This window comes from Clostridium sp. 19966, assembly GCF_032335695.1.
Lineage (GTDB): Bacteria > Bacillota > Clostridia > Clostridiales > Clostridiaceae > JACTOJ01.
Window position 1 is genome coordinate 41,138 of record NZ_JACTOJ010000007.1, and the last position, 26,860, is coordinate 67,997.

The 26,860-nt window shown below is 32.9% G+C and carries 26 protein-coding genes and 1 pseudogene; 10 read left to right on the top strand and 17 right to left on the bottom strand.

The window, feature by feature from the left end; translation table 11 throughout:
* The first annotated feature begins 49 nt into the window (after positions 1-49).
* From nadA to nadC, 3 genes are read left to right on the top strand one after another with little or no spacing between them, the layout of a single operon-like run.
* On the top strand, positions 50-955 hold the full coding sequence (nadA, locus tag IAI10_RS08875; protein ID WP_315672951.1) for a quinolinate synthase NadA: 906 nt from the start codon (positions 50-52) through the stop codon (positions 953-955).
* A complete protein-coding gene (locus IAI10_RS08880) occupies positions 945-2,282 on the top strand; it encodes an L-aspartate oxidase (RefSeq protein ID WP_315672952.1) in 1,338 nt (445 codons plus the stop codon). Before nadA ends, IAI10_RS08880 begins: the two co-directional genes overlap by 11 nt.
* Positions 2,239-3,078 (top strand): carboxylating nicotinate-nucleotide diphosphorylase, encoded by an 840-nt coding sequence (nadC, locus tag IAI10_RS08885; protein ID WP_315672953.1) that lies wholly within the window; start codon positions 2,239-2,241, stop codon positions 3,076-3,078. The genes IAI10_RS08880 and nadC overlap by 44 nt, the downstream gene beginning before the upstream one ends.
* Before the next feature lie 90 nt (positions 3,079-3,168).
* Here nadC and IAI10_RS08890 read toward each other — a convergent pair whose 3' ends face one another.
* On the bottom strand, positions 3,169-5,499 hold the full coding sequence (locus tag IAI10_RS08890; protein ID WP_315672954.1) for an AAA family ATPase: 2,331 nt from the start codon (positions 5,497-5,499) through the stop codon (positions 3,169-3,171).
* A 469-nt stretch (positions 5,500-5,968) separates the two neighbouring features.
* Here IAI10_RS08890 and IAI10_RS08895 point away from each other — a divergent pair, with 469 nt between their 5' ends.
* Positions 5,969-6,238 carry an ACT domain-containing protein gene (locus IAI10_RS08895; RefSeq protein WP_315672955.1) on the top strand — a complete coding sequence of 90 codons (270 nt, stop codon included), beginning with the start codon at positions 5,969-5,971 and terminating at the stop codon, positions 6,236-6,238.
* 31 nt (positions 6,239-6,269) lie between these two features.
* Complete coding sequence (locus tag IAI10_RS08900) at positions 6,270-7,625, top strand: PFL family protein (RefSeq protein WP_315672956.1); 1,356 nt, start codon at positions 6,270-6,272, stop codon at positions 7,623-7,625.
* A gap of 97 nt (positions 7,626-7,722) precedes the next feature.
* Here the strand turns inward: IAI10_RS08900 and IAI10_RS08905 are convergent, their stop codons facing one another.
* From IAI10_RS08905 to IAI10_RS08925, 5 genes are all read right to left on the bottom strand, one after another.
* Complete coding sequence (locus tag IAI10_RS08905) at positions 7,723-8,901, bottom strand: ABC transporter permease (RefSeq protein WP_315672957.1); 1,179 nt, start codon at positions 8,899-8,901, stop codon at positions 7,723-7,725.
* The gene (locus IAI10_RS08910) at positions 8,894-9,625 is read right to left on the bottom strand and encodes an ATP-binding cassette domain-containing protein (protein ID WP_315672958.1); all 732 of its coding nucleotides are present in this window, start codon (positions 9,623-9,625) and stop codon (positions 8,894-8,896) included. Before IAI10_RS08910 ends, IAI10_RS08905 begins: the two co-directional genes overlap by 8 nt.
* Before the next feature lie 12 nt (positions 9,626-9,637).
* A complete protein-coding gene (locus IAI10_RS08915; RefSeq protein WP_315672959.1) occupies positions 9,638-10,195 on the bottom strand; it encodes a DUF2812 domain-containing protein in 558 nt (185 codons plus the stop codon).
* A 4-nt stretch (positions 10,196-10,199) separates the two neighbouring features.
* Complete coding sequence (locus IAI10_RS08920) at positions 10,200-10,544, bottom strand: PadR family transcriptional regulator (protein ID WP_315672960.1); 345 nt, start codon at positions 10,542-10,544, stop codon at positions 10,200-10,202.
* A 149-nt stretch (positions 10,545-10,693) separates the two neighbouring features.
* Entirely contained in the window at positions 10,694-11,338 is a 645-nt protein-coding gene (locus tag IAI10_RS08925) for a hypothetical protein (protein WP_315672961.1), read from the bottom strand.
* 144 nt (positions 11,339-11,482) lie between these two features.
* Here IAI10_RS08925 and IAI10_RS08930 point away from each other — a divergent pair, with 144 nt between their 5' ends.
* Positions 11,483-11,860 carry a PH domain-containing protein gene (locus IAI10_RS08930; RefSeq protein WP_315672962.1) on the top strand — a complete coding sequence of 126 codons (378 nt, stop codon included), beginning with the start codon at positions 11,483-11,485 and terminating at the stop codon, positions 11,858-11,860.
* Positions 11,861-12,004: 144 nt separating this feature from the next.
* Here IAI10_RS08930 and IAI10_RS08935 read toward each other — a convergent pair whose 3' ends face one another.
* The 7 genes from IAI10_RS08935 to IAI10_RS08965 all read right to left on the bottom strand — a co-directional run bounded on the left by IAI10_RS08935 (position 12,005) and on the right by IAI10_RS08965 (position 18,406).
* Entirely contained in the window at positions 12,005-12,742 is a 738-nt protein-coding gene (locus IAI10_RS08935; protein ID WP_315672963.1) for a CpsD/CapB family tyrosine-protein kinase, read from the bottom strand.
* A gap of 191 nt (positions 12,743-12,933) precedes the next feature.
* Positions 12,934-13,812 carry an NAD(P)-dependent oxidoreductase gene (locus tag IAI10_RS08940; RefSeq protein ID WP_315672964.1) on the bottom strand — a complete coding sequence of 293 codons (879 nt, stop codon included), beginning with the start codon at positions 13,810-13,812 and terminating at the stop codon, positions 12,934-12,936.
* A 187-nt stretch (positions 13,813-13,999) separates the two neighbouring features.
* Positions 14,000-14,932 carry an alpha/beta hydrolase gene (locus IAI10_RS08945; RefSeq protein ID WP_315672965.1) on the bottom strand — a complete coding sequence of 311 codons (933 nt, stop codon included), beginning with the start codon at positions 14,930-14,932 and terminating at the stop codon, positions 14,000-14,002.
* On the bottom strand, positions 14,932-15,882 hold the full coding sequence (locus tag IAI10_RS08950; RefSeq protein WP_315672966.1) for an alpha/beta hydrolase: 951 nt from the start codon (positions 15,880-15,882) through the stop codon (positions 14,932-14,934). Before IAI10_RS08950 ends, IAI10_RS08945 begins: the two co-directional genes overlap by 1 nt.
* Positions 15,883-15,894: 12 nt before the next feature.
* Positions 15,895-16,590 (bottom strand): SDR family oxidoreductase, encoded by a 696-nt coding sequence (locus IAI10_RS08955; protein WP_315672967.1) that lies wholly within the window; start codon positions 16,588-16,590, stop codon positions 15,895-15,897.
* A 3-nt stretch (positions 16,591-16,593) separates the two neighbouring features.
* The gene (locus IAI10_RS08960; RefSeq protein WP_315672968.1) at positions 16,594-17,613 is read right to left on the bottom strand and encodes a spore photoproduct lyase family protein; all 1,020 of its coding nucleotides are present in this window, start codon (positions 17,611-17,613) and stop codon (positions 16,594-16,596) included.
* On the bottom strand, positions 17,582-18,406 hold the full coding sequence (locus tag IAI10_RS08965) for a hypothetical protein (protein WP_315672969.1): 825 nt from the start codon (positions 18,404-18,406) through the stop codon (positions 17,582-17,584). Before IAI10_RS08965 ends, IAI10_RS08960 begins: the two co-directional genes overlap by 32 nt.
* Before the next feature lie 228 nt (positions 18,407-18,634).
* On the opposite strand from IAI10_RS08965, the gene IAI10_RS08970 reads away from it, so the two are divergent.
* Entirely contained in the window at positions 18,635-19,960 is a 1,326-nt protein-coding gene (locus tag IAI10_RS08970) for a replication-associated recombination protein A (RefSeq protein WP_315672970.1), read from the top strand.
* A 97-nt stretch (positions 19,961-20,057) separates the two neighbouring features.
* Here the strand turns inward: IAI10_RS08970 and IAI10_RS08975 are convergent, their stop codons facing one another.
* The 4 genes from IAI10_RS08975 to IAI10_RS08990 form a co-directional block, all read right to left on the bottom strand.
* The gene (locus IAI10_RS08975) at positions 20,058-21,158 is read right to left on the bottom strand and encodes an amidase domain-containing protein (RefSeq protein WP_315672971.1); all 1,101 of its coding nucleotides are present in this window, start codon (positions 21,156-21,158) and stop codon (positions 20,058-20,060) included.
* Between the two features lie 263 nt (positions 21,159-21,421).
* The gene (locus IAI10_RS08980) at positions 21,422-22,321 is read right to left on the bottom strand and encodes a M15 family metallopeptidase (protein ID WP_315672972.1); all 900 of its coding nucleotides are present in this window, start codon (positions 22,319-22,321) and stop codon (positions 21,422-21,424) included.
* A 74-nt stretch (positions 22,322-22,395) separates the two neighbouring features.
* Entirely contained in the window at positions 22,396-23,295 is a 900-nt protein-coding gene (locus IAI10_RS08985) for a hypothetical protein (RefSeq protein WP_315672973.1), read from the bottom strand.
* 155 nt (positions 23,296-23,450) lie between these two features.
* On the bottom strand, positions 23,451-24,077 hold the full coding sequence (locus tag IAI10_RS08990) for a nitroreductase family protein (RefSeq protein WP_315672974.1): 627 nt from the start codon (positions 24,075-24,077) through the stop codon (positions 23,451-23,453).
* Between the two features lie 229 nt (positions 24,078-24,306).
* Here IAI10_RS08990 and IAI10_RS08995 point away from each other — a divergent pair, with 229 nt between their 5' ends.
* The 3 genes and pseudogenes from IAI10_RS08995 (at position 24,307) to IAI10_RS09005 (ending at position 26,786) form a co-directional block, all read left to right on the top strand.
* A complete protein-coding gene (locus IAI10_RS08995) occupies positions 24,307-24,615 on the top strand; it encodes a helix-turn-helix domain-containing protein (RefSeq protein WP_315672975.1) in 309 nt (102 codons plus the stop codon).
* Between the two features lie 123 nt (positions 24,616-24,738).
* Positions 24,739-25,784, top strand: a pseudogene (locus IAI10_RS09000) (PocR ligand-binding domain-containing protein).
* Positions 25,785-25,907: 123 nt separating this feature from the next.
* Positions 25,908-26,786 (top strand): VIT1/CCC1 transporter family protein, encoded by an 879-nt coding sequence (locus IAI10_RS09005; RefSeq protein ID WP_315672976.1) that lies wholly within the window; start codon positions 25,908-25,910, stop codon positions 26,784-26,786.
* Positions 26,787-26,860: the final 74 nt, after the last annotated feature.

The window sequence follows — 26,860 nt, forward strand, 5'->3', positions numbered from 1 at the left end:
AAGTGTATATACACTTGTAAAACACTATAAAGATAATGGAAGTGATTGCATGTTGTTAGCAGATGAAATATTAAAACTAAAAGAAGAAAAGAATGCACTTATATTGGCACATTACTATCAAAGACCTGAAGTACAGGAAATAGCAGATTACGTTGGCGACTCTTATTATTTAAGTAAGATAGCTAAAGATTCTCCAAATCAGCTTATAGTATTTTGCGGAGTAAAATTTATGGCTGAAAGTGCTAAAATACTATCTCCCGAAAAGACTATCCTTCTCCCTGCTTGGGATGCCGGATGCCCTATGGCTGATATGGCTGATTCAGATGAACTTATTAAATTAAAGCAGGCGCATCCCAATGCCGCTGTGGTTTGTTATATCAATTCCAGCACTGAAGTAAAAGCTGAATGTGATATAACTGTGACCTCCTCTAACGCTCTTAAGATTTTAAAAAAAATAGATAAGTCTGAAATAATATTTCTTCCAGATAAAAATTTAGGCTCTTTCATTGCAGAGCAGCTTCCAGAAAAAAAATTTATTCTCTGGAACGGCTTTTGTATAACTCATAAAAAAGTTAATCCACAAAGCATATTAGAAATAAAGGCAATTAAACCTGATGCAAAAACCCTAGTTCATCCAGAATGCGAAAAAGAAGTGAGAGATTTGGCGGACTTTATAGGCAGCACTGGTGAAATACTGGATTATGCCACAAAATCCGAAATAAAAGACTTTATCATAGTAACGGAGCAAGGAATTCTCCATGAATTAAATAAAAGAAACCCTGATAAAAATTTCTATATACCAGGAAAAACCATGACTTGTGTAAACATGAAAAAAACAAGACTTGAGGATATCCATTCTTCTCTGATTAATATGGAAGGCTCAATTGAAATAGATGAGGAGATACGGGTTAGGGCTTTAAAAGCTTTGACTAATATGCATGAATATGCGTGCTAATCTAAATGACCTTAGCTGTGATGTCCTAATCGTAGGCACAGGGGCTTCTGCTCTATACTGTGCTTTAAATCTAAGAGAAGACCTAAATATAATTATGGTTACCAAAAGTCATGTTAGAGAAAGTAATTCCTATCTTGCTCAAGGTGGTATTTCCACTGCTCTAGACCATGAAGATATAGATTTATTTGTACAAGATACCATGAAGGCAGGAAACTATAAAAATGATATAAAATCAGTAGAGATTTTGTGTAAAGAATCTAGGGAAAACATAGATAATTTAATAGCTTTAGAAACTCCTTTCGATAAAAAAGATGGCAGCTTAGAATATACAAGAGAAGGTGCTCACCGAGTAAATAGAATAGTTCACTGCAGCGACAGCACCGGTAAAACTGTAGTTGAAACCTTGCTTAAGAACGTTAAAAATTCAAGCAATATAACCATTCTTCAGCACACTGCTCTCATAGATATAATCTCTGAGAATAATAAAGTCTGTGGTGCTATTTTAAGAGCAGAAAATTTAAACTTTAACATATATTCTAAGGTTGCTATACTTGCTACCGGAGGAATTGGAGGTTTGTTTAAAAACTCCACTAATCAGAGAACTCTTACTGGAGATTCTATAGCTTTAGCCTTAGCTCATAATATAGCCTTAAAAGATGTTGGATATATTCAATTTCATCCTACTGCACTATACGATGAAAGCAGCGACAGCAGAAGATTTCTTATATCTGAATCTGTCAGAGGTGAAGGGGGTAAGCTTTTTAACTCAAAAGGCGAAAGATTTATTGATGAACTCCTTCCCAGAGATGTGGTAGCAAAAGCAATTAATAAAGAAATTGTAAAGACAGGTATCCCTTATGTTTTTTTAGATATTTCCTTTATGGGCAAAACCTATATTAAAAAAAGATTTCCCATGATATATAACGAGTGTTTGCTGCATGGAATAGATATAACTGAAGCACCCATACCTGTATCCCCTGCTCAGCACTATTTCATGGGAGGTATAAAAGTGAACCATAACTCCGAAACCTCCATGAAAGATTTATACGCTGTAGGAGAAAGCTCCTGCACTGGAGTTCATGGCAGTAATAGACTTGCCAGCAATTCTCTTTTAGAAGCACTGGTATTTTCTAAAAGAGCTGCTGATAAAATTAACTTTGAAATAGACAAAAAGAGTTTAGCAAAGGCTTCTTCTTATGAAAATAATTCAAAGAAAAATAGTCAGCTTGATAATCATTTGCTGGTTATTGAAGAGCTTAAAAAAAGGAATGGTGATTTATACGATGAATTATTCAGCTATAGACAAGATTATATTAAATGCCCTTGAGGAAGATGCTCCACTAGGTGATATAACCACCTCTGCTATAGTCAGTAAAAGCTCTAGAGCTTCTGTAAATCTTATTGCAAAAGAAGATGGAATAGCCGCTGGGCTTACAGTTTTTAAAAGAGTCTTTGATCTGCTAGGAGAGGTAAAAGTAAATCTTCTTAAGGAAGATGGTTCAAAAGTTTCAAAGGGAGAAATAGTAGCCATTCTTGAAGGAAATACCCATAACCTTCTTCTAGGAGAACGAACAGCCTTGAACTTACTTCAGAGAATGAGCGGAATAGCTACTCTAACCTATAAATTTACTGAAAAGCTTCAAGGAACAAAAACAAAGCTTTTAGATACTAGAAAAACCACCCCAGGGCTGAGAATACTTGAAAAGTATTCTGTTAAGCTTGGAGGAGGCTGCAATCACAGATTTGGTCTTTCAGACGGTTTTTTACTCAAGGATAATCATATTGATGCCGCCGGAGGAGTAAAGAATGCCATAGAAGCAGTAAGAGCTTATGGCTGCTATGGAAAAATGATTGAGGTGGAAGTAGAAACTATAGCCATGGTAAAAGAAGCTTTGGAGGCTAAAGCAGATATTATAATGCTAGATAATATGGAGTTAGATAAAATTAAAGAAGCTTTGATATTAATAGCCGGAAGGGCTATTACTGAGGTTTCTGGAAATGTCAATTTAGAAACCATTGGTACCTTGGCAGCTACAGGTGTAGACTATATATCCGTAGGAGAGCTTACTCATTCTGCTAAGATTCTTGATTTTTCTTTGAAAAATCTTACTCCTATATGCTAATAAAAGGCCCCTACTTTCATAGGAGCCTTTTATTATTTGGTTCTGCTTTAAATCAGTGCTAATTTTTACACTGATTTAAAACATTCCTTTTTATTTTGCTATAACTTGAACTTTTCCATCAATTACATCTATTGTAAAGCTTGAACCTTCTGCTATCTTCTTAGTGAGGAAGCTGTCTGTTATCTCATCCTCCACATATTTTTCTATAGTTCTTCTAAGCGGTCTAGCTCCATATTTTGAATCATAACCCTTTTCTAAAATAAAGTTCTTTAACGCTTCTGTGAATTCTACCTTCATATGCTTCTCTTCAGCTTCATTAGCTACTTCCTTAAGCATCAAATCTGTTATCTTATAAAGCTCTTCCTTTTTAAGGCTCTTGAATACTATGATATCATCTATCCTGTTTAAAAACTCCGGCTTAAAGGTCTCTTTAAGAGCTTCCTTTACTGTATTCTCCACAGCATCGTATTCCTTGCTGGCAAATCCAATTCCATATCCCTTATAATTTGTTCCTGCATTTGAAGTCATTATAAGCACCGTGTTTTCAAAGAAAACAGTTCTTCCTTGGTTATCCGTAAGCCTTCCGTCTTCCAAAACCTGAAGGAGCATATTAAATACATCGGGATGAGCCTTTTCTATTTCATCCAGTAATATGACCGAATATGGCTTTCTTCTTACCTTTTCTGTAAGCTGTCCGCCTTCATCATATCCAACATATCCAGGAGGTGCTCCTATTAACTTAGATACAGTATGCTTCTCCATATACTCAGACATATCTATTCTTATAAGTCCATCTTCAGTACCGAAAAGCTCATAGGATAAAGCTCTTGCAAGCTCTGTTTTTCCAACTCCAGTAGGTCCTACAAATATGAAGGATGCAGGTTTTCTTTTCTTTCTAAAGCCAAGCCTGTTTCTCCTTATTGCTCTAGCTAAATTAGTTACAGCCTCATCTTGCCCTATAACTCTTCCATGCAGCCTTTGCTCTAAGCTCATAAGCTTAGATGCCTCTTCCTCTGTTATCTTCTGTACAGGTATTTTAGTCCATGCTTCAATAACATAAGCTATATCTTCTATGGTTAAAGGCTGATCCACATTTTCATGTAAAGCATTTATTCGATCTTCTATTCGACACTTCTCTACCTTATATTCAGCAGCCCTTTCAAAATCGTTGCTTATAGCAGCATTATCTATCTTATCATATATAATATCCAATTCATTTTTAAGAGCTTTCAATTCTACAAGTCCTTTGTTCTTTAAATTAGATCTAGAACTCGCTTCATCTATAACATCAATAGCTTTATCTGGAAGGAATCTATCTGTTATATACCTCTGAGATAAATTTACTGCTGCCTCTATGACTTCATTTGAAATTTTAACATTATGATATTCCTCATAATATCCTCTTATGCCCTTCAGTATTTCAATAGTGTCTTCAGCGTTTGGTTCCTCTACGATAATAGGTTGAAATCTTCTCTCTAAAGCTGCATCTTTTTCTATATATTTTCTATATTCTTCAAGAGTAGTTGCACCTATAACCTGAATTTCGCCTCTTGCCAATGCAGGTTTTAATATATTTGCCGCATTTAAAGCTCCGCCTTGAGCTTCACCTGCTCCTATTATATTATGAACCTCATCAATAACCAAAATTATATTTCCAAGTTCTTTAGCTTCATCTATTATTGCTTTCATTCTTCCTTCAAATTGACCTCTAAATTGAGTTCCTGCCACTACAGCTGCTAAATCCAAAAGATATACTTCTGCATCAAATAGCTTGGCTGGAACTTCCCGTTTTGATATTCTAACTGCTAACCCTTCAGCAATTGCAGTTTTACCAACCCCTGGCTCTCCTATAAGGATAGGGTTATTCTTAGTTCTTCTGTTAAGTATTTGAATCACCCTGTCAATTTCTCTATTTCTTCCTATAACATTATCAACTGCGTTATTTGAAGCCTTCTGAGTCAAATTTATTCCAAATCTGTCTAAATTCTTTTTCTTACCTTTTTTTTCTTTTTTCTCTTTTCTTCCAACACTTTCACTTATATCAAAGCTTTGTTCATTAGGCTCCTTATATTGAGCTCTAATCGGTCTAACATCCTTAGGCTTTTCTTGCTCTTCTGGTTCTTCATGCTCCTCAGTCTCTTCAGTTTCTTCCACAGGAAGCTCTCCTTTAATAAGATTCATCATATTACTATTTATGAAGTCATCCATCTCTACATCCTGCAGCATGTTATTCATTTGTTCATTTAAATTTTCAAGCTCATCTGGAGATATTCCAGCCTGTTGCATCAACTGATCTACCACAGGAAGCCCCATTTTTTTTGCACAATCCAAACAAATTCCTTGAGTCTCAGTTTTTCCATTTTCTATTTTAGTAGTAAATATCACAGCTATATTTTTATTACATATCGAACATTTTTTCATAGAAACCTCTCCATTTTTCAATCTAGTTTCAAGATTTTGCACAAAATACTTTTATGGATATCTCCAATAAAAATATTTTAATTCTGCAATTTCTCTGTCTGCAAATTCGCAATACTTAAATCTATACCCAATACAATGTTTTTTAATTTTTACTATAATTTAATATGCTCCATTATAGTTTTATAATTCTCAATTAATGATAAAGTATAAACTTGCAGTTGAAATTTTTTAACATCTATATATGTTTACATTTTATGTATTGTTATTTTCTTTCCTATTGTATAATGCTTCAATTTATTCTATTTTTATTGTAATAACAGTATACCATAATATGAATATGTATCACAAAGAATTATTATTTAAATTAAATTTATTTTTTCTATTTTAGAATTATACTATAGAAATAGGGTATAAAAAATAGTATAATAAACAAAAATCTAAATATTCGCATTACTAAGGGGGCTATTATATGCGTGCTGTTATAACAGTAATAGGAAAAGATAAGAAAGGGATCATAGCTGGTGTAAGCTCTGAGCTTGCCAATCTTGACATCAACATCTTAGACATAAGTCAGACTATACTTCAAGAGTATTTCACTATGATAATGCTCGTAGAAATTGGGGATATGAAAGTTAGTTATGATGAATTAATTAAAAGGTTAGATGCAAAAAGCTCTGAACTTGGGGTGACTATAAGAGCTCAGCATGAAGACATATTTAATTCAATGCATGAAGTATAAGAATCTAATTTGTTGAATTCAGGAGGAGCTAATGAATACTGATAAGATTATCCAAACCATTGATATGATTGAAAAAGAAAAACTTGATGTAAGAACTATAACTATGGGAATATCACTTTTGGACTGCTGTGATTCCGATGGTAAAAAATCAAGAGATAAAATTTATGACAAGATTACTAAATACGCTGAAAATCTTGTTAAAGTAGGTGAAGACATAGAAAAGGAATATGGAATTCCTATAATACATAAAAGAATCTCCGTGACTCCAATTTCTATAATAGCTGGTGCGTCTTCCGATAAAGACTATGTTGATTATGCTCGTATATTAGATAAAGCCGCTGAGACTGTTGGCGTTAATTTTATAGGAGGTTTCTCAGCATTAGTTCATAAGGGTTACACCAAGGGAGATAAAATTTTAATTGAATCTATCCCTGAAGCTTTAAGCGTTACAGAGAAGGTTTGTTCTTCCGTTAATATAGGTTCAAGCAAAGTTGGAATAAATATGGATGCTGTAAGAGAAATGGGCCACGTTATAAAGAAATGTGCTGAACTTACAGCAGCAAGGGATGCAATAGGCTGTGCTAAGTTTGTGGTATTTGCCAATGCTGTAGAGGATAATCCTTTCATGGCTGGAGCTTTTCACGGGGTAGGTGAAGCAGAATGCATTATAAATGTAGGAGTCAGCGGACCTGGAGTGGTGAAATGTGCTCTAGAAAAAGTTAAAGGAGAAAGCTTTGATATAGTTGCAGAAACCATAAAAAAGACTTCCTTTAAAATTACCAGAATGGGCCAGCTTGTTGCTGCTGAGGCTTCTAAGCGCCTTAATGTGCCTTTCGGTATAGTGGACTTGTCACTAGCTCCTACTCCAGCGGTTGGAGATAGTGTGGCTCACATTCTTGAAGAAATGGGCCTTGAAAGCTGTGGTGCTTCTGGTACAACCGCTGCCTTAGCTCTATTAAATGATGCTGTAAAAAAAGGCGGAGTTATGGCTTGTAGCCACGTAGGCGGATTAAGCGGCGCTTTTATTCCTGTAAGTGAAGATATAGGAATGATTCATGCTGTTGAAAAAGGTGCTCTCACTTTAGAAAAACTAGAAGCTATGACCTGCGTATGTTCTGTTGGTCTCGATATGATTGCTATACCTGGAGACACTTCAGCTTCCACTATTTCTGCTATCATTGCAGATGAAGCTGCCATAGGTGTGATAAACAATAAGACAACTGCTGTAAGAGTGATACCTGTGCCTGGTAAATCTTTAGGTGACAGTGTAGAATTCGGAGGCTTGCTTGGAATGGCCCCTATCATGAAGGTCAATCCATTTTCAAGCGAAGCTTTCATTGAAAGAGGAGGCAGAATTCCTGCTCCTATACATTCCTTCAAAAATTAAGAATTAAAAGTGAAGAAATATGAGATATTGAAAAAATCGGCTCTTTATGAGCCGATTTTTTACATTCATTCTTCATTCTTACTTATTAAATATATTCTTAGGTTCTAGATATAATTTTTTCTCTATTGAACATGGCGCTAGCAAATACCACTGATGCTGCTATATAAACTAATACCCAAGCTGCTACCACTAATATATGCGTAATATTATACATTCCTACCATAAACTCCTTCATGACACATACCACATTAGTTATAGGTACATTAAAATATAGAAATTTTATGCTTTTTGCATCCATCATATAGGGAAGATACGCTAGTATAAATACTACAATTACTAATCCCCCAAGATAAGAATTTGCTTCTTTTGTAGATCTTGCATATATGCTTATAGCTATCTCTATAGATGCTATTGTAATTAATATTATTAATGAAAATACTGCTATTAATATAGCTGATAGAATATTTAAATGCACAGCTTTAGCGGCTCCCGAGAATACAAAATTAATTGACATGAACATGGCTATAAGGCTTACTATCAAAGTAATGAAACCCACCACAGAAGTAGCTGCTACTTTTCCCCACATTATAGCTGACCTGCTGGCACTAGTAGTAAGAAGCGGCTCAAGAGTTTGTCTTTCTTTTTCTCCTGCTCCTAAGTCTGCACATACTGCCATAGTTGGTACGAAAATAAATATAATTATCATGGTAGGAATAAATCCTAATATGAAGGTGCTTATACCACCATCATCATTTTGTGCTTTACTATTATTGCTTACAGTATCTACTGTAAAAGGAGTTATTATATTTTTGTCTAAGCCTCTCTTTTCAATTCTTTGATTTACTATCTCATTATAATAAGTATTTAAAAAAGCCTTTATACTGTCTGATGCTGACATGGAATTAGTAGAAGTCTCATCATATATTATCTTAATATTTGTACTTTTTTCGTTAGACACATCTGTATCAAAATTATCTGGAATTTGAATAATGGCAGATATCTTACCACTCTTTAACTCCTTGTTCAAATCTCCTGTAGTTTCTGTTTTAAATTTTCCGCTGTTTTCAAGCACATTTTCGATTTGTGACTTTCCACTGTCTACAATTCCTACACTAAGTTTCTGTATAGCATTTTGGCTGTCTTTCATAGCATAATCCATTATTCCAAACATAGCTGGATATATTAAAATCGGTAAAAGCAAACTAAATATTATAGTTTTTTTATCTCTAAAGATATCAATTAACTCTTTTTTCAATACCACTAAAAAATTATTCATTGCTTTCTCCTCCTATTAAGGATATAAATACCTCTTCCAAATCAGTATTACCATATTTATTTTTAAGTTTCTCTATAGTTCCGCCTTCAATCACTTTCCCTTTATTTATTATAACTACTCTATCACAGAGCTTTTCTACTTCCTTCATAGAATGACTTGAAAATAATATTGTCTTATTTTCTTTTTTGCACTTCAATATGAAATCTTGTACCATTCTTGAAGCACTAACATCAAGTCCTGTAGAGGGTTCATCAAACAGCATCACAGATGGATAGTGAACAATAGCCCTAGCTATGGAAACCTTCTGCTTCATACCCCTTGAGAACTTTCCTACCTTTTTATCTATATAGTCTTCCATATTAAGTTCTTTTGCAAGCTCATCTATTCTTGCATCTGCTTCTTTTGAATCTATTCCATGCAAATTAGCAAAGTATTTTATATTTTCTCTGGCAGTAAGCCTGTCATAAAGCCCTACATCTCCTCCAAAAAGAATGCCTATCTTACTTCTTACCTGTGCTGGGTTTTTATTTACGTCCATTCCATCAATATCTGCTGTCCCTTGTGTTGGCTTTAAAATAGTAGCCAGCATTCTAAGCGTTGTAGTTTTTCCAGCTCCGTTTTCACCAAGAAGCCCTACTATTTCTCCTTCCTTCACATAAAAGCTTACATTATCTACAGCCTTTGTGTTTCCAAAGCTTTTGGATATATTTTTTACTTCTAACATATATAAACCTCCCTATAAAATATCTCTTTTTAGACTTTTATATTTCTTAGTAAGCTTTACTGTAGCAAATGTATATAATGCTATATCAAATATATAAATAAATACATCTGTTAAGTAATAATAAAATTTATTCATCCCATTTTCTAATACATCATAGGTTATATAGCCTAAATTTATTACAGACATAGGTACACATACTATCGTCATTAAAACTATAAATATTAGTAATGTTTTGAATATTTCTGCCCTGGATTCGTTGTCAGTATATATCTCTTCATTTGAATCGCTGGCCTTCTTTCTGAAATAATTCCAGCAATTACAGTAAGTGACGTATTCCCAGCCAAAATCTTTAAATAATTGATTATATTCCTGCCTTTTAGCTCCTCTTACTCTTTTATAGGATAATTTGTATATATAGTCGTCTTTCTCTGCTTTCCTGAAAGTAAAAACGGCTAATCTGGCTTTTTCTAGCTTGTAGCCTTTTTTACTCATTTCATTAAGCCAGTCTTCTTCTTTTTCCATATCCCAGGCCCAAAAAAATTTAAACACCCTTTTTAAATTTGCATCCATTTAGTTATTCTCCTTTCAATAAATCCAATGCCTTTTTGCTATTATCATAAAGAAGTTTTATTCTTGAGTGCTCCAGCATAATAACCATTTTACCAAGCTCTGTAAGTCTATAACTCTTTCTTCTTCCTTCATCGTCATCTTCTGCTGCTTCTATTATAAAGCCCTGTTTTACTAATTTCCCTATAGCACCATATAAGGTTCCAGGTCCAAGCTTCACTTTCCCTTCAGTCATATCATCAACTTTCTGCATTATTGCATATCCGTGAAGAGGCTCTGTCAGTGAAATAAGTATATAATAAGTAGCTTCAGTAAGTGGTATATATTTTTTAGCTTTATCTTCTAGATCCAAATTATCACCTCTATTACGTCCATCGATATATCGAATTGCGATATATCGTATATTGATATAATAAATTATTCCAGCATAAAAGTCAACCTTTTCTGTAAATTTTAACAAAGGCTATATTCTAAAAAAATTTAGAATATAGCCTTTTACTGCTACTTTATAAAATTATTATAGTTTTTAGGATATAAATATATGAGGAGTTCCAATAGCTCTAATTTTGAGTTAACCGAAATTTGTATCTTAAATTTTATATTATTATCAACTTGTATATCTGATATAGATAAGGCTTTAGGTATACCTGAAGTAATTTTTATAGAGTTGTCATTTGTAAAGTTTAATTCTGGAAATTTACTTTTCATTTTATTTACTATCATTTTTTCAGGGATTTGAAGCCTTCCCATATAAAATTTATTTATTTTCAGATAAATATCACCATCAGATTGAAGTAAGCTGCAATATATTATGTATTGAGTTGGCAGCTGTAGAATTTTATCATTAATGTATATTATGATTTGATCCTTATCTATAACAGCATGTATATCTTTACCTTTTGCTTCACTAGCAAGTAAACCATTTAATTCCTGCTCAGATATATCCGTATCTATGGTTAAATTCTTATTTGATATCTTTGATTTCACTGCATCAATAAGCTTAGAAGCTAACAACTCTTTTCCGCTTTCTACTTGTATATTCTCTGCCTGAAAACTTTTTACAGGACTTATCAAATATGCAAAAGCTCCAATCAAAATAACTGCTATCAATATAACAGCTAAAAACACCCTTTTTAATCTTTTCATGTTATACCTCCTAATTAAATGTATCCTTCATTATAATTCTATTTTAATTTTTTTCAAAATAATATAAAATTATAATAACAATAATAAGCGATTTATTTTTTTTCATCAAGTTATATAATTGAAAGATTGGTGGGATACAATATTATGGAATGGAATGATAGAAAAAGAATTTTGGGACTTCCTATAAGTTTTACTAGATATAAATTAGAAGGCACTAGACTATATGTAAGCAAAGGATTATTTAATACTGTTGAAGATGAACTTGTTATGTATAGAGTTCTAGACGTACGTTTAAGTCGATCTTTACTAGATAAAATTTTTCGAGTTGGCACCATAACTCTATATACTGCTGATGAAACTGACAGAGAACTTTTAATTGAAAAAGTAAAAAATCCAAAGCAAGTACGTGACTTAATAAGCAAATTGGCAGAAGATGAAAGAGGAAGATTGAACATAAAAGGAAAGGAACTTTATGGAGCTGCTGATATTCCAATAGATTTTTCTGATAATAATCAGCTTTAAATCTTATCATACTTATGTTGTTACTCTGTGTTCTAGTATAGTGACGAGTGAAAAGTCATTTTATGGGCTATATATTTCACTCGTCCCTATTGCATCATAATATTTATGTTTAGCTTAAAGATATTATGAAATAGCTACATGTTATTATGCCATAATTTCCACATCTTTATTTTTTTTCTTCTTATCCCGCCTAAGTCTCTTTTTCTTATTATCTTCCTGAATATATCTGTTGTACTTCTTTCCATACAAGTTTTCGCTTCTATACTCATATTTATTTAATACTACTCCTAAAATATTAGCATGAACAAACTTTAAAAGTTCCACCGCTTTTTTGCATAAGTTTTTTTCAGATTGCTTTTCGCTTACAACAAGTATTACTGCATCTGCTATAGTTGATACTATCTGAGCATCTGTAAAATTTACTATAGGAGGAGTATCAATAAATATATAATCATATACATCACTCTGTTTTTTTATGAAATTTCTTACATAGTTAGCGTTTAGAAATTCAGAAGGGTACATGATTTTGCTTCCAGCAGTAATTACACTAACCTTTTCGTATGGCTTAAATATGACTTCCTCAGTTTTAATTTCTCCCATAAATATATCCACTATTCCTTTATCATTAGATAAATCAAACATCTTATGTACGCTAGGTCTTCTAAGATCACAATCTATAATCAAAATATTTTTCCCTGAGTGAGCCATAGCAATGGCTAGATTGCATAAAATTGTGGTCTTCCCCTCCTCAGGTATAGCACTTGTGATCATAATCTTAGTTATGTCTTTTTCTGCGCTTAAAAACTGCATATTGGTTCTTAAGGTTCTAAAAGCCTCTGCTGCAATGGATTTAGGGTCATCTCGAATAAATAATTTAGACATAGCCCACCTCGATATATAATATACATTTTTTATATTTATTTACATTATATGGTTATATATAGTATACGTCAATATAGGTATATCAATTACTTATCGCATTTTCTGCAATAAAATTTCGCAAAATCTTATAGTATTAAAATCTTAATTAAAACATATATGTGAGCTGTTACACGCAATAAATATTCCTTTTGCTACAGACCCTTTTCATAAAGCTTAAAAAGAGCTTGTGTGCCTAAATTTTCTTTCCCTTGCTTAATTAATATATCATAAAGCTGCTTAGCTAAAGTTAATGAGGGCATATTTAAATTCATAGCTTCTGCTTCTTCCAAAGCAATACTCATATCTTTTACAAAATGTTTTATATAAAAACCTGGTTCGTAATCACCTTTAAGTATTCTAGGTGCATAAGCTGAAAGCTGCCAGCTTGCTGCTCCTCCTGTCCCTATGCATTTAAGCACATTTTCCATATCAAGACCAGCTTTTTCTCCGTATATAAGAGCCTCACAAACTCCCATTATATTGGCGGCTATAGCTATCTGATTGCACATTTTAGTATGCTGCCCAGCACCTGCTCCACCCTGTAGCACTGTATTTTTTCCCATAAGCTGAAAAATTGGCTGTAAAGTGTTAAAAGCTTCTTCATCTCCCCCCACCATTACAGCTAAAGTTCCATTTGCTGCTCCAACATCTCCACCTGATACTGGAGCATCTAAAGCATATATACCCTTTTTCTTAGCTTCCTCATAAATAGTTTTTGCAAGAGAAGGCTTGGAAGTTGTCATATCTACAGCATAACTTCGTGGCTTAATATTATTTAAGATACCTTCTTTTCCTAAATAAACTTCCTCTACATCTTTTGGATAACCCACTATTGATATAACAACATCAGAACACCTTGAAAGACTTGCTATAGAATCATGCCACTTTGCACCATTTTCTATAAGCTTTTCGGCCTTTTCTTTAGTTCTATTATATACATTTACTTCATATCCGCCCTTCATTATATTCATAGCCATAGAGGCTCCCATAACTCCTGTGCCTACAAATCCTACTTTCATTTTTTCTATCATATATATCATCTCCTACTAAAATCGTATAGCTTAGTTTTAAACAAAGTCAAGTTCTAGAAATACTATCTAAAATTTTTCCTATAAGTTATAAAAACACTCTTAGCTTTTATAATATTTATGGTTCTGTTTTAAATCAGTGTTGATTTTTACACTGATTTAAAACTTCCTTCAGTGGGTAGAGGCTATGTTATAAAATATAGTCATTTATAAAATTTCCCACCTGTTTTTTGTAGCCTTCTGAGTCCTTCCAAAATGCATTAGCATGTGCAGCTCCCTTTATAATTAACAGCTTTTTTTCGCAGGCAGCTGCCTCATAGAGCTCATGTACCATATCAGTAGGCACAAACCTGTCAGAATCTCCGTGAATAAAAAGTATCGGTACTTTGCTCTTCTTAACCTGGTTAAGTGCGGAGGCTTCACCGAAAAAGTACCTAGCCCTAAATTTAGACATTAAGCTAGTTATTTGAATTATAGGAAAAGACGGCAATCTATACATTCTCTTAAGCTGATATTTAAGTATGGCTTTTGCGGAGGTATAAGAGCAGTCTGCCACTATGAACTTCACATTTTTATTAAGTTCTTCTCCGCTGGTCATAAGCACAGTACCTGCTCCCATAGAAACTCCATGAAGAATTATTTGAGCATCTTCACCATTTCTCTCTATTAAATAATTTATCCATTTAATTATATCTTTTCTATCATGCCAGCCAAATCCTATATAATTACCCTGACTTTCTCCATGTCCTCTTAAATCTGGCACCAAGATATTATAACCAAGCTCTTCATTATAATATCTTGCATATTCTGCCATTTCTAAGCCATAGCTGCTATAGCCATGTACTAATATAACATTTATGTTTCCTTCATTTTTACCGCCGATATATCTTGCGTTCAATTTTAAACCATCCTCAGATAGCAATTTTATTTTCTCGCTATTTTGATTTATAATCCATTGTTTGGACTCTTTATAGCTTCCAGAAGTTCCATTAGATAAATCCTGATCATTTTCAAGAAACTCTTTTCTTCTTCTTAAGATTGCCACATTATAAAAATATGTCCCTCCGGCTGCTAATACTATTGCTAATACTGCTACAACTGCTATCACAATATAAATTATCATTATTTTAAATACCTCTCAATGTAACTTCTTATTTTATTTTTATAATTTTCCTTATCTGTGTAGTAAGCTTCTGCATGTACAGCGCCCTCTACAAGCAAAAGCTCCTTAGGACATTCTGCTGCTTCATATAATTCCTTAGCCATGTATACAGGCACAAATTTATCCTCAGTGCCATGAATAAAAAGTATTGGAGTTTTGCTCTTTTTAACCTGCTTTACTGCTGATGCCTCTCCTATAAAATACCCAGCTTTCATTTTGCATACTAAGCTTGTTATATTTAATATTGGAAAAGCAGGTAACTTGTACTTTTTGTTTAGCTGATAAGCCAATATATCTTTTACCGAACTATAACCGCAATCTCCAATTATAAACTTAACATTTTCAGGGAGCTCTTCTCCGCTAGTCATGAGTACCGCTGCTGCACCCATAGATACCCCATGAAGAATAATTTTAGATTTGTCGCCATTTCTCTCCATTAAATAGTTTATCCATTTAATTATATCCCTTCTGTCATGCCAGCCAAAACCAGTATATAACCCTTGACTGTCTCCGTAGCCTCTGCAATCAAGCATAAGAACATTAAAGCTCCATTCTTCATTATAGTACTTAGCAAAAGTACCCATATCAAGTCCTGTGCTGCCATATCCATGTAAAAGGATAACAGTAACCTCACTTATAGATTCGCTAGGCAGATAATGTGCTACAAGCCTTAGTTCATCCTCAGATTTTATTTTCACCTTTTGAAACTGCTTTTCAGACAGCCACTTTCTTCCTTCAGCTTTTCCCCATTCCCAGCCTTCTTTTCCTTCCATTCCACTTGGATAATCTTCATCATTACTTATAACATCTTTCTTCCCTCGTTTAAAAGCTACCTTATAAAAATATACCCCCATGGAATATAAAATTATAAATAATATCAAGCAGCAAATTAATATAATTTCTATTAACACCCTATCACCTCCCTATAAACTTTTACCCAATTTATGTCTCTGCGGTTTTAATGTGATATCAGTAACTACCATTCCTTCTCTTTGACTTAATACAAATTCTACAGCCTTTGCAACCTCCTCAGGGTTTATATATGTATCTTCACTATCTCCCTCTCTAAAATTAGCATGTCTATAGAGCTTTGTTTTTGTCATATCAGGATGAATGGTCACCACCTTTACTCCATACTTTCTGGTTTCATCAAACAAGCTATTAGCAAAGTCTGATATGCCTGCCTTGGTAGCACCATATACACAGCCATAAGTGCTGGATTTTTTAGCTTCCACAGAGGATATGTTAATTATGTAACCTGAATTATTTTTTAGTTTTCTTAATAAAAGCTGAGTTAATACAAGAGGAGCTTCAAAATTCACTGTGACCATATCATGTATTTTGGATGGATTCAATTCTTCATGCGGTCCAAAATATGCCACTCCCGCATTATTAACCATAACATATATATCTTCTTCTCTGTTTATTTCTTCAACAATAGTGCACAATCTTGAAATATCCCTCATATCACACACAATTTTATTGAAATTATTATTTTCAAATTCTGACTTTGAAAAATCTCTTCCTATTCCATATACCTTGAAGCCTGATAAAATTAAGCTTTTGCATATTTCAAGTCCTATACCGGATGATGCTCCTGTTACTAATGCACACCTCATCTATTATTCTCCTCTTACATATATTTTATCTTTAGACACATAACCGCTTACCTTCCCACATAAAAATTTAACCATTTTATCCGATAAATAAGCTGGATAAGAGCTCACGGTTTCTATAGTTTCAAAAGGATAATTTAGGATTATGGAATCATGCCTTTGTTTTCTCATTCGCTTTATATAATCTTTAGATACCCTAAAGGTACCTATGCTTACATCTAAAATATCGTTTCCCGAAATACTGCAAAATATTTTCTTCACAAGGCTAGCATATTTTTCTTCCCATCCTTCAATATAAAGCATAGGATCAAAGCACAGCCTCACATTCCAACCCTTATCCAAAGCAGCTTTTATGCTTGAAAGTCTTAACTCCAGATTCGGAGTTTTATTCTCGTATTTATGAATTATTCCCTCAGGCGAAAGTGTCCAAGCTAATATAAAATTGTCTAAAGGAGCTATCTCTTTAATTGCATTGAAATTAGAACTTTTAGTTCTCAGTTCTATCTTAAGATTTGGGTGCTTCCTGCAAAATTCAATCCATAGTTTTGTATAGTTTGTTATATGCTCAAGAGCCAGCATATCCGTATCATAGGATATACAAAGATATACGGAATGAAGCTTTAAGAGTTTTTCAACTTCTTTAAATATATCGTCTATGTTTACAAAAACTACAATGTTAGCAGAAGTATACATGCCTTGCAAATAGCAATATTCACAATCATATAAGCAGTTCATCATGGTAGAGGTATAATAAAAATTTTCATTTCCAAAATCATCACATACCTCTGCTCCCTTATAAATCAAATTATCTTTTTTCACTGCTAGTATAAGCTTAGGACTTTGCTTTTGAATAACAAAATTTTGATTTGACCTTGAAAAAACATCTTTATAATGATTTATATATACTATCTCTTTTCCTTCTAATTTTTCCAGTATACGCTTTGTATTTTCATGATCTCTTGCAGAATTCTCTATGTAGATATGGGAAAAAGTATCAGCTAATAAGTTTTTGTTTAATTTCTGCAAGATATCTCTTCCCTTCATTTCTAGATTTGCATTCCATGCTCCTGTAAGTCTCTAATACATTTAATATTTCTCCGTGGTTAAGACGGTAATACTTAGTATATTGTATAAATTCATTTTTCATAGTTTCCGAAAGCCTTAGATTAAGAGTTACTTTTTCAATTATATTTTTTTCTTCCTCCGTGAAGGAAGGAATATATTGGTTCCAAGACTTTATACTTTGCAGCCATGAACATATCTTTTCACTGGCTCCACTCATAAGTGAGCAAATAAAACTCTTATCTAAATTATTTACTTCTAAATAGTCTGATATAATTTTTATAAAAATCACTTGATTGGTTTGCATAAAGGTTACAGCGGCTTCATAAACTGAGCTCGCCTCCATATCTACTAAATCAAATTTATCTTTTTCCATAATATTTTTTTCAACTGCAGATGCACTTACTAATTGGCTTTCCTTAAATTCATGTTTAAAAATAATATCAGGGAAATAGCTTCTATAGGTATCTTTATCTAGTATTTTATTTATAATAAAAATTTCTCCAATTTGAAAATTCATATTTGAAGTCCCGCAAATACCAACATTTATAAATACATCTCGATGACTAGGTTTAAAGATTGAAAGCATATAAGTAACAGCTATTGAAGCTTTAATCTTGCCTACTCCGCATATCATAAGTCTATATTCATCGCTTTCAAACACTTGAAATTTTGTTATATTCAAATTTTTCTTTAGCTTTAGCTTTTCTATAAAAGGCTCTGCTTCCTCATATAGTGCTGTACAAATATACACCATCTTCTATTACCTCCTCTATAAAATTCTATACTAAATTCCTATGTTTTTCTATACACAGGTGTAGAAACTACCATAAAATTGACTATTTCATTGAAAAAACTTTATTGAAGTTATGAGAATATAGACTTATAATTAATAAGAACATATATACGTACAATATCATAAAAATAAACATTTGGGCAAATACTTATTTATAATAGAACCTAGTAGAAAGATGAAGGTGAAAGCATGGATTTTACGCAAAGCTCGCTATTTAATGCTCCTAAACAAGTGCCTTTAGCTGATAGAGTTCGTCCTAAGACCTTGGATGAATATGTAGGGCAGGAACATATATTAGCAAAAGGTAAAGTTTTAAGAGAACTTATAGAGAAGGACAATATCCCTTCTATGATATTTTGGGGACCTCCTGGAGTAGGCAAAACTACCTTAGCAATGATTATTGCTTCTATTACTCATTCAAATTTTATTACTTTCAGTGCTGTAACTTCAGGTATAAAAGAAATCAAGGAAGTTATGGTTAAAGCTGAAGAAAATAAAAGATTTGGTACAAAAACTGTGCTCTTTGTAGACGAAATTCATAGATTCAATAAAGCACAGCAGGATGCATTTCTCCCTCATATGGAAAAGGGAAACATAACCTTAATAGGCGCTACCACTGAAAATCCTTCTTTTGAAGTAAATTCAGCTCTTTTGTCAAGAAGCCGTGTATTCGTTCTAAATCCCCTCACAGCTGATGACATATTAAAGCTTTTAAAAAATACTCTAACAAATCCTAGAGGCCTTGGAACTAAAAAAATAAATATAGATGAAGAAATGCTTAAAATCATAGCTAACTATGCTAATGGTGATGCTAGAACAGCAATAAATGTATTAGAAATGGCAGTTTCCAGCGCTAAGCCATTGAACGGAATGATTACCATAGATAAAGCTATTATAGAAGGCTGTATACAAAATAAAGCTTTATTATACGATAAAGATGGAGAAGAACACTATAATTTAATTTCGGCATTGCATAAGTCTATGAGGAACAGTGACTGTGATGCCGCCATATACTGGCTTGCCAGAATGCTTGAGGGTGGAGAAAATCCATTATATATATGCCGAAGACTTATTAGGTTTGCTTCTGAAGATGTTGGTCTTGCTGACCCTAAGGCCTTGGAACAAGCAGTTGCTGCCTATAATGCCTGCCATTATATAGGTATGCCTGAATGCACCCTAAATCTTACTCAGATTGTCACCTATCTATCTTTAGCCCCTAAATCAAACGCTCTTTACAAAGCTTATACAAAAGCCTCTGAGGATGCCAAAAACACCTTAGCCGAAGGAGTTCCTTTGCAGCTTAGAAATGCTCCTACTTCTCTCATGAAAAACCTAAATTACGGCAAGGGTTACGTCTATGCTCACAACACCGAAGAAAAAATCACTAATATGCAGTGCTTACCTGACAATTTGAAGGAAAGAGAGTATTATACTCCTACAGAACAGGGAGATGAAAGTTTTTTAAAGGAAAAGTTAGAGAAGATAAAAGAGTTCAAAAACAAGTCCACGCTTTAAAATGATGTTGATAAAAACTTTGATTGAGCTAGATATATAGTTAACTATATATCTAGCTGATATTTAATAAATTTTATCACAAATCTATAACTATGTTTTAGTAATTAACCTTTACCAGCCAGAATTTTATTTTTTTATCACTCCAGCCAAGATCCCAAGGTACCATATAACGATCTGTATTATGACAGGTTACCAAAGAGTAGCCATTTGAATCCGCACCTGCTACTACAGATATATGTGTTATATCTCCTTTTTTCTCATAGGCTACAAAATCTCCTGGCAGAAGCTTATAGGCTGCTTTAAAAACCTTATCATAATTTCCATAAGCTATCACAGAGGCTCTTCCGCTATACACCATATATCTTTTAAAGGAATCTGCATTAAGCCATGCTGCCGTAGCACCTCTGCCATCATAATTCCATGCAGAATTTTTTTTAAACTTTCCTCCTTCAAACAATATCTGAGAAGCAAAATTAGCGCAATCTCCTCCCATAGGATTATAATCTCTGTATTTTTTGTTATACTTAAATCCATTTTCCTCAAAGCCAGCTAAGCCGCAATATTTAGTTGCATATTCCACTGCAGCCTTTCTCCTATCGCTTATTGCAGATAAATCTCTCTCAGCTTGAGAAGCTATATACTCTTTTATGCTGTCATATTTTATATTATCTAAATTCAAAGAATCTGCGAATGGATCCTTATACCACTCTTTATTGAGTACCCATTCTCCATCCTTTTCATTTAATCTCAATGTATGATAGGTTCCTATTCTGCAAGTATTAATAATCTCTGGAGTATTATTATATGCATATTTATATTCTGTGCAGCAGGTAAGTATGGCAGAATAGGTATCTCCACTTCCTTTAATCCTTTTTATCATTACATTAGGAACTATTTCTATAAATTTAGCATTCTGTTTATCCTGCCAATGTTGAATATACTTTACCTTTCTTACCTCATATTCATATGCCCAAGTTCCATATTTAGTGCTTAAGTCATAATACTTAGCTATATTTTCCAAGTCGTTATTCAAAATAGCTTTGTTTCTAGCCATAAACATATCGTTTATCACTTTAGCAATTTCATTCTTACTTTTTTCTTCACCCACAGCTATAACTTGTAAAAAATTGTTCACTAATATTATTGCTAATACAGATATACATACTTTTTTAATCATATTTTTTATATTTTTATGCATACCAAAAACCCCTTTTTATTAGGTTATGTTTTAAATCAATATTATTTTTACACTGATTTAAAATATTCCTTTTATTAAAATAGCTTAGACTAATTTTAGTGTTTCCTAAAATCAAATAAAACTATGCTGTGAATATTATCCAATAGATTTTATATAAAATTTTATAATTAAAAGCCCTAAATCCACCTTTAGAAGAGGATTTAGAGCCTTTTTAATAAAGCTTTATAGCCAATTAACTTTTAGCTTTTATATTTTAAATTATTTCAAATATTTTCATCTATAATTTTAATATAGCTATCTATTTTTTCATTATGGGGTACACCTTCATACCATACCGACCTATTAAAATTTTTATCGCCAAAATATTTGGCTTTCAAAATTATCTCTGGCCTATATTCAAAGTGCAATATATCAAAGTGAGACCATTTTCCTCCCCAAACAAAATTATTACTTTCAAATATACTTACTAATTGAGGAGAATATTCTTTAATTCTAGCACTGCCTTGCTCTATGGAAGCCCATTTCCAATAATCTCTTCTATCTCTTGCTAAGTCGATAGCTATTCCAAAGGCATGAGGACTCAGCTGCCCAGTACCGGATATAACTCTATAGTTGTAGGTGCCGCTGCTAGGTGCCATGCATCCCCAGATTTTAGGATCACTCTTTGCAGCAGCACTAGCTTCTTCTACAGCTTTTTTAAGAGAGGCGGCAGCATTATTTCTTTTATTAAATTGGAAACTTCCAAATCCTAAATTAACATTAGTTAGATTTTTAGAGGAAGCACTTTTACTTGCTCCATATACCTCTGAAAGCAAAGAATAAACTCTTATTCTCCCTGGGTCAAAATTCTTATCCATAACTTTTGAAATAGTCTGAAGAGGGTATACCTGCTCCATCATATCCTGTATATCTGGAGAGTAAAATTTTGAATCAAAGTTTTTCTCTTTCTTATCATCATATAGGATTTTACGATTAGACTTAGTGACTAGATATAATCTATCCCCTGAGCCTTTTTCAACTCCAGCAATATCCTCAGGATAGCCCATCATGATACATAAAATGTCTCGCTTAGCTGTAATATTATATTCCTCTGCTTCACCTGCTCTAGCATTATATCCAATGCAAAACAGAAAGATACACAAAACACAAGTAAACCTTTTCACCTCATATCACCACACTCTTATTATATTTGATATTCATATGGTTTCCTTCAGTGAAGAATATATTCATCTGCCTTCTAATCGTTAATAGTAGTTATCTTCAGTTGATACGATCCATCTGGATTTTTGATATCATTTATCCACATATTGTAGTATGAACTTCCAAACATTATTCCTTTAGAATTTGCAAACATAAATTTAGCGAAAGTTTTATTTATGGCATCCTTATACTCATTACTGAAAATATCATTGTATCTTCTCATAAATTCTGTTTTGTTATTTATAGTAATCCTTTCCTGATGATTATATATTACTATAGGATAGCAAATATTATCGGCTAAGTGATTCGCATCAGAGGAATTTATATATGCTTTAATGTTGCTAACAAAGCTCTCCACTTCACTATCTGATTTATTCTTAGTGGCAGCAGAATACCTGCTCTGCTCATTTCCATATACTATATCCTTTAATTCAAGATAAAATGGATAAGTATTTTTTCCAGAACTATCTTTCCAATTGCCTTGGATTTTATCATTATTGTCCAAAATCCCCTCAAAGGTTCCAGTTTTGCGTCCGCTTTTATCATATTCAGTAAGAGTAATCGCTCTCCAATCAGTTTTACCCGTAACACTTATTTCTTCTCCATATCTATCGTAGAAATAAGTCCCTGTAACTTTACCATCTTTAGCATAAATGCTCATATGAATATTTATTTGCTTATCTATTGTTCCTTCATAATCATAGTAAGCCTGCTCTAGCAAATTGCTTGAAGTTGATTTATTGCTTTCATTACTGCTTTCTGAAACTTCTGTATTATCGTTAGTCAATTTATAACTTTCCGTTTTTTGAGAAACAGGAGCTTTTATAAGACTTTCCATACTAGCATTTGTAGTGAACTTACTAATATTATTTGAGATTGCAATCACAGCAATTATAATACTTATAATTAATATAAAAGTTCTTATCTTCACACGCATATCTATGCTCCTTTGTATTGTTTGAATATATAATAATACGTTCAAAAAATAAAAATAGTAGCTAAACTAAAAAATAAACTACTATAGTTTCACTAACTATTAGTAGTTTAAACCCCTATACCGAAATTATCAATATTTGTTTAAAACACAGTAAATTAAAAACTTTCAAAGGTCACAAATTCCCCTACTGGTTTTCTGTATCCTCTCATTCTCCTCTTTTTCACATCTTCTTTTCCCATTGTTATAAGCATAACCGGCTCTAGGCTATCTGGTATATTGAATAATTCTTTTACACGATCTCCATCGAATCCTATCATAGGACATGTATCCCACCCAAAATCTTTTGCAATAAGCATGAACATCATAGCTGACAAAGATGCATTTCTTATAGCCTCATCTCTCTTAAAGATATATCCTCTGCCATCATACATAGAATTAATGTCATTAATCATTTTGTCATAATCAAATTTAGTTATCATTCCAAGCTGAAGCATACCTGAATACAATTTATCTGCATCCTTATAGGCATTTTTGTCACCAAGAACAACTATGGCTGCTGAAGCCGTATGTACTTTATATTGATTGAAAGCTGCTTCTCTCAATTTTTCTTTCTTTTCTTCATCCGTCACCACTAAATATCTGGCATGCTGTATATTAAAACAGGATGGAGCTAATTTCAGTAATTCAAATATATTTATAAAATCTTCCTTTGGTATTTTTATGCCTTCCACAAAGTTATTAGCTGATCTTCTATCTTCTATTACTTTTTTTAATTCAGACATCACATGTTACCTCCACTAGATATAGGTATAACAACCTACTTTTTAAACATAGTTTAATTATAATATATAATTTCTCTTTAATTTTTATATATAGTGCTATATAATACTTCTTGCATGCTTAATCACAAGCTAATTTTTGGGTAATTAAGCTATTTTATGTTACTATAATATAATAACCCACTTACTTTTGTCAAGTAAATGTGTTATTATAGAAACAGGAGGTGAGTATATGGACAAATTTCATTTGTGTCCCAAATTTGAATCCGCCTTTCAACTGCTAGGTAAACGCTGGACTGGTCTAATAATTCGTTCTCTGCTTACTGGTCCAAAACGTTTTTCAGATATTCAAGAAATAATACCTAATTTAAGTGCAAGAATGTTAACTGAGAGATTTAAAGAGCTTGAAGATCAAGGTATAATACTTCGTAAGGTTTATCCTGAAATGCCTGTTAGAATAGAATATACTCTTACTGATAAAGGTAGAGACTTAGAAGCTTGTATGGACGAAATTCAAAAATGGGCAGAAAAATGGTCCTAATTATTGTATGGAAAAAGGCAGTAACCACTTGTGAGTTACTGCCTTTTTTCGATATTATAATAGTAAAGTTTAATTAAATTTTTTCGATAAGTTAATTAAATTATATTTTTGGGGGAATTATTTATGATTAGTTTTACTTCAGATGGCGCCTTAAACATTGATCTATTTGAAATTAAAGATGTTATCAATATTGATACCCTGCAAAATTTTCAGGACAACTTTGCAAAAGGAATAGACATAGCCAGCGTAACTGTGGATATTAGTGGTAATCCTGTAACAGCACCTAGTTCATATACAAAATTTTGTGATGCTTTTATTCACTCTAGCAAAACAGGAGATGACAGATGTGCAAAATCTCACAGAGATGGAGGTGAACAGGCTACTAAACTAGGAAAGCCTTATATATACACTTGTCATGCTGGATTAATAGACTTTGCTGTTCCAATTATTGTGGAAGGAAAATCCATAGGTACTATTTTAGGTGGACAAATTCTCTATTCCAAACCAGACACATTAACACTAAAAAACACTGCCGAAGAAATAGGTGTAGATGGTGATGGATTAGTTGCTCAGCTGATGAAGTGAAAATTACGAATGAAGCTCATGTAAGAGCTGCTGCAGAGGTCCTATTTATAGTTACAAATGCTCTTTCCAAAATAGGCTATGAAAGAATATTGTTATCAAAGGCTTCAAATAAATTAAATGATAGCTTCACTCAGATTTCTTCTGTTATGGAGGAATTAGCAGCTTCCTCCTGTGATGTTACAAATAATCAAAATACTTTAAATACCGAAATAGTAAATGTAAAAAATATATCTATTGAAATTAATCAAGTACTAAATTCTATAAAATCTATAGCTGATGCCACTAAAATGCTAGGACTAAATGCAGCCATAGAAGCAGCTAGAGCTGGTGAAGCCGGCAGAGGATTTGGCGTAGTTGCCACTGAAATAAGAAGTCTTTCTCAAAGCTCTAAAGATACTGCGAATAAAATTTCAGAGCTTACTTCCAAAATATCTGCTTCTGTAGATAAGACCTTAGATACAGCAAATTTAACTCTTGAAACTACAAAGCAGCAATCTGAAGCCATAGAAGAAACCACATCAAATTTGCTATCTGTAACAAAGCTTGCAGAAGATTTGTGGGATATGGCTAAATCTAAGATTTAAAATTCTTTAATTAAAAGGAATAATTTAAGATAAGCAGTCATTAATTAATATGGTTGCCTATCTTTATTTTTATATAAATATCTGCTACTATTTAATTATAATTATTAAATTAGGAGGGATATGATGGATGCAAAAATAACATCCCTGATTAAAATGCTTCAAGTTGGCGAAATAACTGAATACTCCGTATATATCAGAATAGCCAAATACATAAAGGATAAAACTAATAGAGATACTTTGCTAAAAATAGCTGAGGAAGAAAAAAAACATTATAATATATGGAAAAAATATACCAATGTTGATTTAAAGCCTTCTAAGCTGAAAGTGTTCTTCTTCACATTTTTAGCAAGAGTCTTTGGATATACTTTCTCGATTAAGCAGATGGAACGTTCTTTAAATAAAGTCCACTCCACCTATCAATCCGATAATGAAATTAATAAGTATGTCCCCGAAATAAAAACTATAGAGCAGGAAGAATTTGTCCATGAAAATAAACTAATAAATCTCATAGACGAAGAAAAACTCCATTATGTAGGCTCCATGGTGCTTGGTTTAAATGATGCCTTGGTTGAATTTACAGGGGCATTAGCTGGATACTCTTTCTCAATGCAAAACAATAAATTGATTTCCTTAGCTGGTTTAATAACTGGCATATCTGCTACCTTATCTATGGCAGCTTCTGAATTCTTGTCTTCCCGCTCTGACGGCGAAGAAGATTCAGCTAAATCTGCTGCTTATACAGGAGTAGCTTATCTTATTACTGTGGCACTATTGATTGCTCCCTACTTATTGCTGCCTTCAAACATGTATGGTGCCGCTTTAGTCATAATGCTGCTGGTAGCCTTAGTTATAATAGCTGCCTTCAATTACTATATTTCAGTGGCAAAAGACTTGTCTTTTAAAAAAAGGTTTATTGAAATGTCAGGTATAAGCTTAAGCGTTGCCGCTATATCCTTTATAATTGGTTTATTAGTAAAAAAATTCTTAGGTATAGAGGTTTAATTTGACTATGCTTTAAAAGAGGACTGATGAAGGAAGGTTAACAGCCTTCCTTTTTATTTATAGAAACATTTTTC